This is a genomic window from Clostridium sp. HCS.1 (assembly GCF_047900555.1).
In the GTDB taxonomy this organism is placed as follows: Bacteria; Bacillota; Clostridia; order Clostridiales; family Clostridiaceae; genus Clostridium.
In genome coordinates, this window is record NZ_CP170704.1 from 1,050,736 (window position 1) to 1,065,245 (window position 14,510).

At 26.3% G+C, this 14,510-nt stretch carries 19 protein-coding genes and 1 tRNA gene; 16 read left to right on the plus strand and 4 right to left on the minus strand.

All coding sequences use genetic code 11. The annotated features are described in order from the left end of the window. The first annotated feature begins 36 nt into the window (after nt 1-36). The 4 genes from ACFYH6_RS04945 (at nt 37) to ACFYH6_RS04960 (ending at nt 2,357) form a co-directional block, all read left to right on the plus strand. On the plus strand, nt 37-669 hold the full coding sequence (locus ACFYH6_RS04945) for an RpiB/LacA/LacB family sugar-phosphate isomerase (protein WP_416179023.1): 633 nt from the start codon (nt 37-39) through the stop codon (nt 667-669). A 73-nt stretch (nt 670-742) separates the two neighbouring features. Continuing rightward, nucleotides 743-1,096, plus strand: a complete 354-nt coding sequence (locus ACFYH6_RS04950; protein WP_416179022.1) for a hypothetical protein — start codon at nt 743-745, stop codon at nt 1,094-1,096. A gap of 173 nt (nt 1,097-1,269) precedes the next feature. Continuing rightward, nucleotides 1,270-1,461, plus strand: coding sequence for a hypothetical protein (locus ACFYH6_RS04955; RefSeq protein ID WP_416179021.1), 192 nt, complete (start codon nt 1,270-1,272; stop codon nt 1,459-1,461). A 65-nt stretch (nt 1,462-1,526) separates the two neighbouring features. After that, nucleotides 1,527-2,357 (plus strand): histidinol-phosphatase HisJ family protein, encoded by an 831-nt coding sequence (locus ACFYH6_RS04960; protein ID WP_416179020.1) that lies wholly within the window; start codon nt 1,527-1,529, stop codon nt 2,355-2,357. A 55-nt stretch (nt 2,358-2,412) separates the two neighbouring features. Here the strand turns inward: ACFYH6_RS04960 and ACFYH6_RS04965 are convergent, their stop codons facing one another. Further along, the gene (locus ACFYH6_RS04965; protein ID WP_316342507.1) at nt 2,413-2,892 is read right to left on the minus strand and encodes a flavodoxin domain-containing protein; all 480 of its coding nucleotides are present in this window, start codon (nt 2,890-2,892) and stop codon (nt 2,413-2,415) included. A gap of 215 nt (nt 2,893-3,107) precedes the next feature. Between ACFYH6_RS04965 and ACFYH6_RS04970 the strand changes: the two genes are divergently transcribed. Both ACFYH6_RS04970 and ACFYH6_RS04975 read left to right on the plus strand, forming a co-directional pair. Continuing rightward, complete coding sequence (locus tag ACFYH6_RS04970; RefSeq protein ID WP_316342506.1) at nt 3,108-3,665, plus strand: GNAT family protein; 558 nt, start codon at nt 3,108-3,110, stop codon at nt 3,663-3,665. A gap of 22 nt (nt 3,666-3,687) precedes the next feature. Continuing rightward, a complete protein-coding gene (locus ACFYH6_RS04975; protein WP_416179019.1) occupies nt 3,688-5,928 on the plus strand; it encodes an ATP-binding cassette domain-containing protein in 2,241 nt (746 codons plus the stop codon). A gap of 36 nt (nt 5,929-5,964) precedes the next feature. Here ACFYH6_RS04975 and ACFYH6_RS04980 read toward each other — a convergent pair. After that, a tRNA-Met gene (locus tag ACFYH6_RS04980) sits at nt 5,965-6,040 on the minus strand. A 209-nt stretch (nt 6,041-6,249) separates the two neighbouring features. Between ACFYH6_RS04980 and ACFYH6_RS04985 the strand changes: the two genes are divergently transcribed. After that, nucleotides 6,250-6,675: a hypothetical protein gene (locus ACFYH6_RS04985; RefSeq protein WP_316342504.1), complete on the plus strand. Its 426-nt coding sequence runs from the start codon at nt 6,250-6,252 to the stop codon at nt 6,673-6,675. A 70-nt stretch (nt 6,676-6,745) separates the two neighbouring features. Here the strand turns inward: ACFYH6_RS04985 and ACFYH6_RS04990 are convergent, their stop codons facing one another. Beyond that, nucleotides 6,746-6,988, minus strand: a complete 243-nt coding sequence (locus ACFYH6_RS04990) for a hypothetical protein (RefSeq protein ID WP_416179018.1) — start codon at nt 6,986-6,988, stop codon at nt 6,746-6,748. An 85-nt stretch (nt 6,989-7,073) separates the two neighbouring features. On the opposite strand from ACFYH6_RS04990, the gene recQ reads away from it, so the two are divergent. The 3 genes from recQ to ACFYH6_RS05005 all read left to right on the plus strand — a co-directional run bounded on the left by recQ (nt 7,074) and on the right by ACFYH6_RS05005 (nt 9,631). Then, nucleotides 7,074-8,846 (plus strand): DNA helicase RecQ, encoded by a 1,773-nt coding sequence (recQ, locus tag ACFYH6_RS04995; protein WP_416179033.1) that lies wholly within the window; start codon nt 7,074-7,076, stop codon nt 8,844-8,846. A 74-nt stretch (nt 8,847-8,920) separates the two neighbouring features. Continuing rightward, a complete protein-coding gene (locus tag ACFYH6_RS05000) occupies nt 8,921-9,193 on the plus strand; it encodes a DUF6483 family protein (RefSeq protein ID WP_316342500.1) in 273 nt (90 codons plus the stop codon). 126 nt (nt 9,194-9,319) lie between these two features. Next, nucleotides 9,320-9,631 (plus strand): hypothetical protein, encoded by a 312-nt coding sequence (locus ACFYH6_RS05005; RefSeq protein WP_416179017.1) that lies wholly within the window; start codon nt 9,320-9,322, stop codon nt 9,629-9,631. Nucleotides 9,632-9,707: 76 nt separating this feature from the next. On the opposite strand, the gene ACFYH6_RS05010 is transcribed toward ACFYH6_RS05005, so the two are convergent. Then, entirely contained in the window at nt 9,708-10,868 is a 1,161-nt protein-coding gene (locus tag ACFYH6_RS05010; protein WP_316345619.1) for an MFS transporter, read from the minus strand. Between the two features lie 300 nt (nt 10,869-11,168). On the opposite strand from ACFYH6_RS05010, the gene ACFYH6_RS05015 reads away from it, so the two are divergent. The 6 genes from ACFYH6_RS05015 to ACFYH6_RS05040 all read left to right on the plus strand — a co-directional run bounded on the left by ACFYH6_RS05015 (nt 11,169) and on the right by ACFYH6_RS05040 (nt 14,283). Further along, nucleotides 11,169-11,357, plus strand: coding sequence for a hypothetical protein (locus ACFYH6_RS05015; RefSeq protein WP_416179016.1), 189 nt, complete (start codon nt 11,169-11,171; stop codon nt 11,355-11,357). Between the two features lie 166 nt (nt 11,358-11,523). Then, nucleotides 11,524-12,021, plus strand: coding sequence for an NUDIX hydrolase (locus ACFYH6_RS05020; protein ID WP_416179015.1), 498 nt, complete (start codon nt 11,524-11,526; stop codon nt 12,019-12,021). Nucleotides 12,022-12,059: 38 nt separating this feature from the next. Further along, nucleotides 12,060-12,386 carry a hypothetical protein gene (locus tag ACFYH6_RS05025; RefSeq protein ID WP_416179014.1) on the plus strand — a complete coding sequence of 109 codons (327 nt, stop codon included), beginning with the start codon at nt 12,060-12,062 and terminating at the stop codon, nt 12,384-12,386. 64 nt (nt 12,387-12,450) lie between these two features. Beyond that, nucleotides 12,451-13,035 carry a lysozyme inhibitor LprI family protein gene (locus ACFYH6_RS05030; RefSeq protein ID WP_416179013.1) on the plus strand — a complete coding sequence of 195 codons (585 nt, stop codon included), beginning with the start codon at nt 12,451-12,453 and terminating at the stop codon, nt 13,033-13,035. A 72-nt stretch (nt 13,036-13,107) separates the two neighbouring features. After that, nucleotides 13,108-13,461: a DUF4440 domain-containing protein gene (locus tag ACFYH6_RS05035; RefSeq protein ID WP_416179012.1), complete on the plus strand. Its 354-nt coding sequence runs from the start codon at nt 13,108-13,110 to the stop codon at nt 13,459-13,461. Nucleotides 13,462-13,956: 495 nt separating this feature from the next. Then, a complete protein-coding gene (locus tag ACFYH6_RS05040; RefSeq protein ID WP_416179011.1) occupies nt 13,957-14,283 on the plus strand; it encodes a hypothetical protein in 327 nt (108 codons plus the stop codon). Nucleotides 14,284-14,510 lie beyond the last annotated feature (227 nt).

The following is a 14,510-nucleotide window of genomic DNA, read 5'->3' on the forward strand; positions in this document are numbered from 1 at the left end:
TGGGTAAAGTTATGATTAAAGTGAAGAGGGAAATTTATGAAGGTAGCAGTTGTTCAAGGAACTTCACAAAAGGATAAAAATGAATTAATTTATAATTCATTAATGAATATATTAAAAGATAAAGATTATGAAGTTATTAATTTTGGAGTATTTCAAGATGAAGAGGTTGAGTACTCATATATTGAAACTGCAATGTTAATAAGAATTTTATTAGAAAGTAAAGCTGTGGATTTTGTAGTAACTAGATGTTCATCTGGACAAGGTATGATGCTTGCATGCAATAGTTTACCATCAATAATATGTGGGTATGTTGAAAATCCATCTGATGCATATTTATTTGGAAGAATTAACAATGGTAATGCAATTTCAATACCTCTTGGATTGAACTTTGGATGGGCTGCTGAAATTAATTTACAATGTACATTAGAAAAATTATTTAGTGATCCCATTGGAGTAGGATATCCGAAAGAAGATGCAAAAAGAAAGCAAAAGGATACTGAAATATTAAAATATATGAATTCTATTACTAAGAGAGAACTGAAAGATGTTATTCCAAAAATGGATGTAGAGTTTATAAGAAAAGTTGTTAATAGAAGTAATGTTTTTGATTATGTAATTAAATATGGAGAAAATAATGAATTGAAGAAGTTATTACAATCATATCTCTAAATTTAAAAGATATTATATCTAATTGTAGAATATTCTAATAGACACAGAAAATATATTTTAAGGGGGGACAACAATGGCCAAACTTAATTTGCAGGATTTAATAATAATATTAAATAGGGATGTAGTAAAATGTAATTCATGTATTGAAATAAACTTTTGTATTGATAATGATATAGAATATAAAGATTGTTGGCTTGGAAAAATGCCAGATAATAATATAGGTAGGGAATTATACTGGTATGGATTAGTACCAGATGGCTTACAAACATATGAATATGATAACTTAGAAAATATTCTAAATGATAAAGTATTTAATGGTAAGAGTTTATATGATGTTATTGATAAAATTACTTGGTTTTCTTTAGATGGAAGTAGCATTGAGGAAATGCTGCCATATTACATTGATGATTATATAAGAAATACTTAGAATTATTCATAAATAAGTTTATATAATGAACTTGAGATATGAAAAGGGTTATTATTGATGTTTATAAGAAATAGATAAATTCTAACATTTATAATTTAAGAATATAATAATATTGTAATATATTATAAATTTATAACAGACTGAAAAATATTTATTATATAGGGGGCGTAATAATGGGTTGTAAAAATAATGAATCTAATAATTATAACAAAACTGTAAAAACCACAGTTAAAAATGGGATTTCTTTTGGGTCTTGCTTAGCAATGGTTATTTCTTATACAGCATGGAAGTCTATTCCGTGGGCTATTGTTCATGGATTAATGAGTTGGTTGTATGTTATTTATTATTGGATTAAATATTTATAGTATTTAAAATAGAAAATAGGTCTAAAAAAGAGGAAAACATACTAGCAAAGAAAAGGAGTATATTTATGATTTGCGATTATCATGTTCATACAAATTTTAGTGATGATTCTAAATATGTAATGGAAGATGTCATCAAAGATGCAATAAAAATAGGGATAAAAGAAATTTGTTTTACTGACCATGTGGATTATGGAATTAAATTAGATTGGGACAACTATAAAAATATTAAGTATGATGAAAATAGACCTATTTCTAATGTGAATTATCCTTTATATTTTAAGGAAATAGAAAGATTGCAAGAAAAATATTATAATGAAATTAAAATCAAAAAAGGCCTGGAATTTGGCATGCAAATACATACAATTAAAGATTTTAAAAGAACATTTGATTTATATCCTATGGACTTCGTCATTTTATCTATTCATCAAATTAATAACCAAGAATTCTGGACTAGAGAATTTCAAAAAGGAAAGACAGAAAAAGAATATTATGATTTATACTATGAAGAAATGTATAATTTAGTACAAAATTATCATGATTATAGTGTTATTGGACATATGGATTTAATGAGAAGATATGATGAAAATGATGGCTTTGAATTTTCTAATAACAGGGATAAGGTAATTCAAATTCTTAAATGTATTATTCAGGATGGTAAAGGTATAGAAGTAAACACTTCTTCCAATAGATATGGACTTGATGATCTAACACCATCACGAGAAATATTAAAAATTTATAAGGAATTAGGTGGAAAAATTATTACAATAGGTAGTGATAGTCACGTGAAGGAAGATTTAGGTGCATATATAGAAGAAACTAAATTAGAATTGAAGAAATTAGGATTTCAATATTATTGTACCTTTGAAAATATGAAACCTACTTATCATGAATTATAATAAAAAAGTGATCATCTGAATTATATTATTAAAAATTCAGATGATCTTATTACTTTTAAATAGAATTCATTGTTTTAGCAAAGCTTTTAATATTATCATTTAATATATTTGATTTATTAGAAGAGGTTTTTGCTACGATTTTAACTATCAATTTTTCAAAAAAACTCATTTTACTAAAATCAAATTCTCCTCCAAAATGTTTTATTACAGTTGCCATTTCTATTAACTCTTTTGGGAAGTTTTGATTAATTTCCGTATTAATTGAATCACCTTCTTGCATTCCACAAATAAATAAACCAACCTCTTTTTCTTTTAGTTCTCCTAAGTATTTTGAACAAAAATCTGATACTTCCTTTTGGATTTTACCAATATATATTGATCCACCAATAATAACTTTATTGTATAAGGATAAATTTACATCCTTATAGTTTTTTAAATTTATAATATCTGGTTTATCCTTAAGTTCCTTAGCTAAAAAATCTGCACATTTTTCAGTACAACCATACTTACTTGAATAAACAATAAGAGTTTTCAATTTATTCACCTCATTTTTTATAAATAATATCCTTAATACAATATTATCACTATTTGGGATATTATCCAATATATACTATTAAAGTAGTGATTGTATATTGTATTTAAAATAATATCATATAGTCCAATGGCTATATATGAATAGGTTGAAGTATAAAAAGCACCTTGTATAATTATAGGTATAGAAGATACTAAATTTATAAGGGGAGAATTAATATGAGGTTAAAAGATTATATTAATGAGAAACCAGTTCTTGAAACAAAAAGGCTTATGCTTAGAGTATTAAAGCCTACTGATGTTAATGATTTAAAAGAATGGCTACCAAATAAATCAATATATAAGTACTGGGGAAAAAGACCAAGTAAAAGTGATTTAAATCCTGAACTTATATTTGAGAAAAAAGAAAGAAAAACAAAAAGCTTTCACTTAGGAATTGTGCATAAAGAGGATAATAAGGTTATTGGTGAACTATGGGTATATTTAATTGAAAATGATAAGATGGCAAAGGTGGCTTTTAGGTTGTCACCTGAATATCAGGGAAAGGGGCTTATGGCAGAAGCATTATCCTCTATTGTTGAGTTCTGCTTTGAAAAAACAGAATTACAGAGATTATGGTCAGATGTGCATATATTAAATATCCCATCATATAAAACTCTTGAAAAAGTAGGTTTTAAACGTGAGGGGCTTATCCGTAATGGGAAAATGGTAAATACTTATTGTGATTATTATTTATACGGAATGTTAAAAGAAGATTATATTGATATAAATAAGTAAAATATTTTAAAAGGAGAGAGAAATGAGAAATAACATAATAATTAAGGGGTTACATCAAAACAATTTGAAAAATATATCCCTAGAGATACCAAAAGAAAAAATAGTAGTATTTACAGGGGTATCAGGTTCTGGAAAATCAAGTATAGTTTTTGATACTATTGCTGCAGAAAGTCAACGTCAAATGAATGAAACTTATAATGCTTTTGTTAGAGGAAGACTTCCTAAATATGAGAAACCAAAGGTTGATTACATAGATAACTTATCAGCATCAGTTATTATTGATCAATCAAGATTAGGAGGAAATGCAAGATCAACAGTTGGAACAATAAGCGATTTATATTCAGCAGTTCGTTTGCTATATTCTAGAATTGGAACACCCTATGTAGGCACTGCTTCTTACTTTTCCTTTAATGATCCAAAGGGAATGTGTATGAATTGTTCAGGCCTTGGAAATGTAATGGAATTAGATGTTTATAAAATACTAGATGAAGAAAAATCATGGAATGAAGATATGGTTGATTTGCCAGCTTTCCATCCAGGTAATTGGTACTTTAAACAATATGTAGAATCTAAGTTGTTTGATCCAGATAAAAAATTAAAAGATTATTCAGAGAAGGAAAGAAATTTATTACTTTATGGTTCCTATGAAAAGGATGGAGAAAGAGTAAATAAGAAGGTAGAAGGACTATATAATCATTTATCAAGACTTGTTTTAAAAAGAGATACTTCTAGTATGGGGGAGTATTCTACAAAACGTTTAGAAAAGTTAATATCTCAAAAAGAATGTCCAATATGTAATGGAAAAAGATTAAATGAGGATGTTTTAAAGTGCAAAATAAATGGTGTTAATATTGCTGAAGTCTGTGATATGGAATTTATTCAATTAAGAAAGTTTTTAAGAGATATTAAGGATGATAGAGTTGCTACAATAATAGAATCTTTAGAGGCTTCATTAACAAGAATGATAGACATAGGACTTCCTTATTTAAGTATGAGCAGAGAGTCATCATCATTGTCTGGCGGTGAGGCACAAAGATTAAAACTAGTTAGATATATGGGAAGTTCTTTAACTGGAATGACATATATTTTTGACGAACCAAGTACTGGAATGCATCCAAGAGATGTATATCGTATGATTAAACTATTACAAAGCCTTAGAGATAAGGGAAACACTGTCCTTGTTGTGGAGCATGATAAAGATATTATTAGCATTGCAGATGAAATAATAGATGTAGGACCATTAGCAGGGAAAAATGGTGGAGAAATATTATTCCAAGGAAGCTATGAAGATTTGTTAGTTTCTAATACTTTAACAGGAAAAGCAATGAAGGAAAACATAGAAATAAAGAAAAATCCAAGGATTCCAAGGGAATATTTACCGATAAAAAATGCAAGTATTCATAATTTAAAAAATGTATCAGTTAATATTCCATTAAATGTTTTAACAGTAATAACTGGTGTTGCAGGTTCAGGTAAAAGCTCATTAATTAGAGATGTATTTGCAAAGGAATATGAGGATAGGGTTATTCTTGTAGACCAATCTCCAATAACAGCAACAGGACGTTCAACTCCAGCAACATTTTTAGGCTTCTTTGACGAAATAAGAAAGGAAATGGCAAAGATAAATAATGTAAAACCAGGACTATTTTCTTTTAATAGTGATGGGGCATGCCATGAATGTAAGGGAAAAGGAGTAATAGTAACTGAATTAGTATTTATGGATCCAGTAACAACTGTCTGTGAAAAATGTAATGAAAAGAGATTTAATGAAGAATCAATATCATATAAGTATAATGGAAAAAATATAATTGAAATTTTAAATATGACTGCTGAAGAAGCAATGGATTTCTTTAAGGATAATAGAAAAATTTATAAACATATAAAAGCTTTAAATGAAGTTGGACTATCATATTTATCATTAGGACAACCACTATCAACCTTATCAGGAGGGGAAAGGCAACGTTTAAAACTAGCAAAATATATGGATAAAAAAGGAAATATATATATTCTTGATGAACCAACTACAGGGTTACATGCTGCCGATATAAAAAAGATAATGAAGCTATTAGATAGTTTTGTAAATAAAGGAAATACCGTTATTGTAATAGAACATAATTTAGATGTTATGAAACAAGGAGATTATATTATAGATATAGGACCAGATGGTGGAACAAATGGAGGTGAAGTTGTATTTGAAGGAACTCCAAAGGAGATGGTGGAGAGTTCAAATACAATTACAGCGAAATACTTAAAAAGAGTATAATAATAAAAAAGCCATATTAAAAATATGGCTTTTTTTTGGTTGCGGGAGAAGGACTTGAACCTACGACCTTCGGGTTATGAGCCCGACGAGCTACCAACTGCTCCATCCCGCGATATTAAATTAATTACTTTTATATATTAATTATAGTCCTTTAATTTTATAAAGTAAATAAAATCTAGAAAAAATTCTGAATTTTTTCATATTTTAGTAGTGCATTAAATAGAAATAAAAAATATATTTTTTTATTTCTCAAATATAATTTAAAAGTTTTGAATATTGTGATAAATTATAGGTAGAGGATTAAAGTAGGGGGAGACAGAGATGGACACTATTATATATAATATAATTTTAGACTACTTAAATAAAAAAGTTACTAGTGATCTTAAGGATGAATTTATAAATGCATCAGTTCACTTTAATATAAATAATGATATCTATAACAAATATTCATCTGTAGAAATAGAATATATGTTAAGCAAAATATCTGACAATATTGTTATTGATTATGTTGAACTATGTTCTGTATGTGGATATGTATTATACAGATTAATAGAAAATAATGAATTAAATAATGAGGACAGAATAGAAGCTCTTCAAATAATATTAGAAATTAGTAATGATATAAGCAATTATTTAAGAGGAGCAATTGAAGTAGAGGAATTATATGAAAGATTATTACAAGTAACCAAAAAGCTTGGTTTAACTGAAGTAGAAAGTAAAAAGCTTATTGATATTTTAGAGCAATAGCTATGTAAAGTTTAACTTCTTTTGTATAATAACAATGGCAGTAAATATTTAAATATATTTACTGCCATTGTTATTTTCTAATAAGATATTGTATACCTGAAATTATTCCGAAATTTAAAAATAAAAAGGATATAGATTTTAATATAAATGCAAAAGCTGTATCTATGTTTACTACAAACATATTAATAGCAATACTAATTAATATAGTAAAAGTAGATGTGAATTTTAATTTATTCTTTTCCATATTATGTTGAATAACAATACAGATAAACCAAATAAATAAAACTCCGAAGAATAATAAAAAAGTAAGCATAATGTACCCCCATATAATAAAATAATTATACCATTAGTAGTTTAGTATGTAAAAAATATGGTAAAATCTTAAGAAGAAAGGAGTGATTAACATTTTAAATAAAGCAATGGAAATTTTACAAAAATATTATGGATATAACTCCTTTAAGGAAGGCCAGCAGGAAATAATAAATAATATTTTAAATGGAGTGGATACCCTTTGTATAATGCCAACAGGAGGAGGAAAATCCCTTTGTTATCAAATTCCTGCATTGATTTTTAATGGAATAACCTTAGTTGTCTCTCCTTTAATATCTTTAATGAAGGATCAAGTAGATTCTATTAATGATATTGGATTAAGTGCTGCTTATATAAATAGCACACAAAGCTTAGATGAAATTAAAGAAATATTAAATAATTGTTATGAAGGAAAGATTAAGCTTTTATATATAGCTCCTGAAAGGTTAGAAAGTGAATATTTCAATAAGATGCTTAGAAAGCTTTGGATAAGTCAAGTGGCTGTGGATGAAGCACATTGTGTTTCTATGTGGGGACATGATTTTAGAAAGAGCTATAGATATATTGCACCTTTTATTAATAGTTTAAGGGTAAGACCTGTTGTAACAGCTTTTACAGCAACAGCAACAAAGGAAGTTAGAGCTGATATTTTAAATTTACTTGGACTAATTAAGCCCTATACATATTTAGGTAGTTTTGATAGAGAAAATTTAGATATTTCTATTCATAAAGAAGAAGATAAGGCTGAATTTGTAAAAGATTATATAAGAGATCATGAAGAGGAAAGCGGAATAATATATTGTGCTACTAGAAAAGAAGTAGAAGCCCTTTATTATTATTTAAAAGAAAGAGGATTATCTATAGCAAAATATCATGGTGGACTTAAAGACGAAGAAAAAAATTATTATCAAGATGAATTTTTAAAAGATAATTATAATGTAATGATAGCTACAAACGCCTTTGGAATGGGAATAGATAAATCTAATGTAAGATACATAATACACTTTACTTTGTGTAAGAATATAGAAAGCTATTATCAAGAAATAGGTAGAGGTGGAAGAGATGGAGAGAAAACAGAATGCCATCTTTTATATAATAGAGATGATATAAGAACCTTAGAATATTTAATTTATACTACAGCTGGTAGCACAAGAAAAGAAATTGAAATTAAAAAGCTACAGGGTATGATTGATTTTTGTGAATATGATAAGTGTTATAGAAGCTACATATTAGAATATTTTGGAGATAAAAATGTAAAGCCTTATTGTAATAATTGCAGTAATTGCTTAAATAATGAAGAACTTAGAGATTTTACAACAGAAGCTCAAATGATATTATCCTGTGTATATAGAAGCAGGGAAAGGTATGGAACTTCAGTATTAATAGATATACTTAGAGGATTTACAGGACCTAAGATAATTCAAAATAATTTAAATAAGCTAACAACCTTTGGAATAATGAAGGATTATAGCAGCAAATTTATAAGAGATTTAATTAAAACCTTAATAGATTTGGAATATGTTAGTTTAAAAGATGGGACTTATTCTATGTTAAAATTAAATCCTAGGTCAATGAGAGTATTAAAATCTAAAGAAAGAGTTATATGTAAGCTTAGTGAAGATACTGAAGAAAAGATAATTAATAAAGATTTATTTAATAAATTAAGATTATGGAGAAAAGACAAGGCAAATTCTCAAGGTATAAAGCCTTATATTATATTTTCAGATTCAACTCTTATGGAGCTGGCAAATAAAATTCCACAAACAAAGGAAGAGTTACTTAGCATAAGAGGAATGGGAGAAAAGAAATATGAAAAATATGGAGAAGAAATACTTGAATTACTGAAAATTTTAAAAAAATAGGGTATACTTTTTAACTAAAATGTGGTAAAAATAATCGATAGATAATATTTTCATTGTGAAAAGAGGAAGAGAATATGTTAGTGGTTAATTTAGAAGATACAGGGTCATCAGAAATACTTAGAATTATTTTGAAAAGCCTTATTACTAAAAAAGAATATAACAAAGCTGAAAATGTTCTTTTTGAAGAAATAGAAAAAAATAAGTCAGAAGCAAATTATAAAGTAGCACTTGACTTTTATGAAGAATTATTAGAAAAAAGTAATGAAGATTTATTAGAAAATAATTTTTCAAAAGAAGAAGTATTACAAGGATTAAAAGATTTAAAAATATTATTTAATAAGAATTAGAAGTATGAATAGGAAAGTTTACTATGGTCTGATGAACTTAAAATATTTATATATAAATAAAAAATAAATTAGTTATTAAATAAGAAGCATATATAACAATAATAAATGTAAATTTGGGTGAGAATTATGAATGATAGTACAATTAATAACTATAAATTTGAATGCAGTGATGAAACTTACATAGGAGAAATAAAAAAATATATTAATATAAGTAATCGTAAAAAGAAGTTAAGTATATATTCTTTAGGAATATCTATAATCTTAATAGCTTTATTACTAATGCCTTCAATTAATATAAATAAAATATCAAATATTATTGAAGGATTATTAATTATAACTATCCTTATATTTGTTTTTAATTTTGCTAATTATTTATCCTATAAATCTGTAATTAAATTAATGGAGAAGTATGTAATTTGTAAGGGAAACAATAATTAAAGATGATGAATATATATAAAGACTGCTGACATTGTGTAAGCAGTCTTTGTTTTTGTATTTTATCCACTATTTTAAACTATAATTTGCATATTTTATTAACTCTTTCTGTGGATATAAGCATAGCTATCATTAAAATTAATAGGAAATATGGAAGTATTTCAAATCCAATAAATTTTGCAATTGCTCCAAATAAAGGTGGCATAAAAGTATTTCCAACATAAGCAGAAGCCATTTGTATTCCTATTACTCCTTGAGATAACTCTTTTCCAAATTTATTTGGTGTATCATGAATCATAGCTGGGAAAATAGGTGAGAATCCAAGACCTATACTTATTAATCCTATTAGTTGTATATTACTTGAATAAGTAATATTTAATAGAATACCTCCTAAAATACATATAGCTAGTCCAACTCTTATCATTTGCTTATTATTTAATTTTATAGATATAAATCCAGATAAGAATCTACCAATAGTTATACCAAGATAATAAAATGATACCCATTTTGCAGCTTTTTCAGCGGAAAAACCGTTAATTATAACTAAGTAGGAACTAACCCATAAGCCTGTAGTTAATTCTGCTGAACAATAGCAAAAGAAAGATAAAAGAGCAGGCTTAACTCCAGGTACTTTGATTAATTTTGAAATTTTAGTTTCTTCAGTAGTAGTAATATTTTCAGAATTAGCATTTTCGAACTTTTTCCATAGGGGTAGTGATAAAAATAAGCAGATAACTAATAAGGCTTGCATACTTCCTATAGTAGCATAACCAAGTCTCCAACCATTTTCTTTTAATAAAAATATAGACATTATAAAGGGACCAGCTGTAGCACCTACTCCCCAAAAGGAATGAAGCCAATTCATATGTATAGCTTTGTAATGTAGTGCTACAAAGTTATTTAAAGCAGAATCTACAGAACCTGCTCCTATACCTAAAGGTATTGCAAGGAAACATATCCATATAAAATTAGGTGAAAGGAATATACCTAATAATCCTATAGCAGTTAAAAGTACGCTAATGGCTGTAACTTTACCAGTACCAAATCTTCGTATTACTTTTTCACTAAATAAACTAGAGATAATAGTTCCACAGGATATAATTATGGTAATAACTCCTGCATAGGAAACAGGAACATTTAAATCTTGATGAATGATTGGCCAAGCTGATCCAAGTATTGCATCAGGTAGACCTAAACTAATAAAGGATATATAAATTATTATTAGTAGTAAGGTTAGCATTGTTTTCCTCCTTCATATGGTAAAAATATAAAATTTATAGGGTATTATTTATGGGATATTATTAATTATATTACATTAAATGATTATATAATATATATATTAATGTATTTGAATTGCACTAATTTTTACATCCTTGATTATTAATTGCTATTTTGAAAAAAAAATTTCACTTAAGAGTTATACATAATAGAACAATTTGTAATGTAGTGAATATATTATAGTATACAACTAAGGAGGTAATTTATATGTGTTTCGGATGTAATAATAGATGTAACAGATGTAATAATTGGAATGGATGGAATGGCTGTAACAATTGGAATGGCTGTAATAACTGGAATGGCTGCAACAATTGGAATGGTTGTAATAATTGGAACGGCTGTAATAATTGGAATGGATGGAATTGCTGCAATAGATGCAGAAGAAACTGCAATTGGAATAATTGTGGCTTTAATAACTGCAATGGTTGGTTTTTGTTTTAAAAACTATTAGTAAATAAAAAATAGTTATTTATAGGGGCTTTTTAATAATGTAAAATGAATAATTTTAAATTTTACATTGTTAGAAGGCCTATTTTTATATTATAGATTTAATTCGCATATTATATAAAAAATGGTAAAATTATAATAATATAAAAGATTCTATAAGGAGGTAGTAAATGGAAATATGGGATGCTTATTATAAGGATGAAACAAAGGCTAATTATGATTTAATAAGAGGTGAAGAAATTCCAAAAGGATTTTATCATGTTGTTTCTGAAGTTTTAGTGAAACATATAGATGGTAGCTATTTATTAATGCAAAGAGATTTTAACAAGGAAACTTTTCCTGGGAAATATGAAGCAAGTGCAGGAGGAAGTTCATTAAAAGGTGAAACTCCAATAGAATGTGCTTTTAGAGAACTTAAGGAGGAAACAGGGATTATTGCAACTTCCTTAGAGGAAATTTATCATATAGTTAGTGATGAGAATCAAAGAATTTACCATGGATATTTATGTATAGTAGAGTGTGATAAAGATTCAATTATTCTACAGAAGGGGGAAACTATCGCATATAAATGGATGGATAAAGATGAGTTTTTAGATTTTGTGAATTCTGATGAATATGCTGGGGCTCATGGTAAAAGATTAAAAGTTTATTTGGATAATATTATTTAAGAAGAATATAATTATAAAAATAATTAAAAAAAGGGAAGGTGATTTATATTAGAGTCTGTCCTAAATGTAGAGAAAAATTTAAATATAGATTTATTAAAAATATGTTTGGAAGTCCATTTTATAAATTAAAATGTCATAAATGTAATACAAGATTTAAATTAACCAAAAAAGCAGATAGGATAAATTTAATGCTTACATTTGTTCCATTAACATTTGGGGGAGTATTTTATTATGAACTTATAAACTTTTTTACAAGATTTACTCAAAATGATAGTACAAGTTTCTGGGTTTGGGTATGTATATATATAACTTGGTCAACTATTATTAATAATTTTAATTTTCCATGGGCTGAATATGAATTTTAAATATAAATAAGATTAATAATTAAGATATAAAAATATAATTACAAATATAAAGGAGATAATGTATATGAAGAATAAAAAGCTTGTTCTTAATTTAGCTATGATATTATCAGTAATTATGTTAGTGTCTTGTACAAAAGGCAATAAAGAAAACCAAAATACTGTAGATAAAACAAATCAAAACCAACAAGTAAAAGACAATGATAGTAACACAGATGATAATGATTCAAAGAATGAGAATTCTAATGAAAATACTTCTGAAAATAAAGTAACAAAGATAGAAGGAAGAAGAAAAGAATTCTTAGAAAGATTAGATAATATACAAAAAGAAATTGATGCTTTACCAGAAAAGAAGGATTCAGATGCAGGGGTAACAAATGCTATGAAAAACTATTATGGTATAGGCTATGAAATGTATGATAAGGAATTAAATAATATTTATGCTTTACTACAAAAAGAATTATCAAAAGAAGTAATGGAAAGTTTAGAGCAAGAAGAAATTAAATGGATAGATGAAAAAGAAAAGGCAGCAAAAGAGGAATCTTTAAAATATAAGGGAGGAACCTTCGAATTTGTAGCTGATAAAGTATCTTTATATGAAGCAACTAAGAATAGATGCTATGAATTAGTTAATACTTACATGACAGATTAGTGGTTATGGATATGAAATATTACAAATAATTAAAGAAAATAAGGTGTCATAGATACTAGGAAGGTGAAGGGTATGGGAAATAGTGAATTAATATTAAATTTAGAAAAAGAATTATTAAAACCAGAGATTAGAAAATCACCTGAAAAGTTAAAGGAACTATTATCAGAAGACTTTATTGAATATTGTAGTAGTGGAGTTATTTATAACTATAATGTGAATGATACTTTTTATGAGGATAATGTATCCTTTAAGTTAAAGGATTTTAATTCAAGGGAATTATCAAAGGATTGTATATTAGCAACATATAAAATAGATAAAATCTATCATAAAGATAATATAATAAAAAGTTCAATTAGAAGTTCTATATGGAAATTATATGATGGTAAGTGGAAAATGGTATTTCATCAAGGAACCTTAATAACATAAATAATTATATTCATATATAAGGGGAAATGGGAAGATAATGAAACTCTAAAAGTTAATTTCACTAATGTAAAAGAAAATGAAAGCTATACTCGTTTAAAAGTTGAGATATTTAATGGCATAAAAATAGAATATAACTATTAAACAAAACAATATGAAACACTTTATTTTAATTCATTAGTAAACATTATGGGATTTGTGGCGAAAAAGGATTCTAGGAATTTAGGGGTTGTCAATACATTAATAAAAAAGATCAAAAGAATTTTATTAAACTATTATGAATTAAAAGACATAAGAAAACATAATAATACAGCATAAATAAGCTAATATATATTTAGAAAAATTAGATTAATTAGAAGGTAAGTTAAATGTATAGTTAAAAGACAAATATGCTAGTCCTAAAACCCAGGATATGATTGATGAAGCTAATGAAGATTTCAATGTATGGGATAATATGTTAAATGTAGTAATGTAAAAATATTTTAGGAGGTCTTAATATTGAGCTCAAATAATAAAAAAGTATGGTTAGGTTATCTTTCATTATTGATGGCTATTATGGGTATTTTATTTGCTTTTTCTTTTGGAAATAAGGTGTGTTATGGAGATGTTATTTTAACAAAAATAGGGCTAAAGCCTTGGTCTAATGGTAATAGCGGGACACATTATACAGCATTTTATTCACTTATATTTTTTATACCTTCATTTATTTTTGGGTACAAATCTAAAGATAATTTTATATCTAAAATTGGAAAAATAATTTCTTTAATTATTATAATATTAATTCTATTAGTATTTCCTGTATTCGGTGCTATTAGTTTTAAATAAAATAAAAGAAGGTGAAAATACGTGATAAAAAAATCTTATAAAAATTTAGGAAGATTTCTTTTGATTTTCTCAATAATAGCCTCATTAATTGTAATTTATATAAGTTTTAGTAATGGAAGTTTTATAGAAAACCTAGAAAAAGGTAATTTTTTCAGAACATTAATCTTTAGTATAACATGTATTTTAATTATTTTAGGTGGAATAAGTATGAAAAATAAGTATCCAGA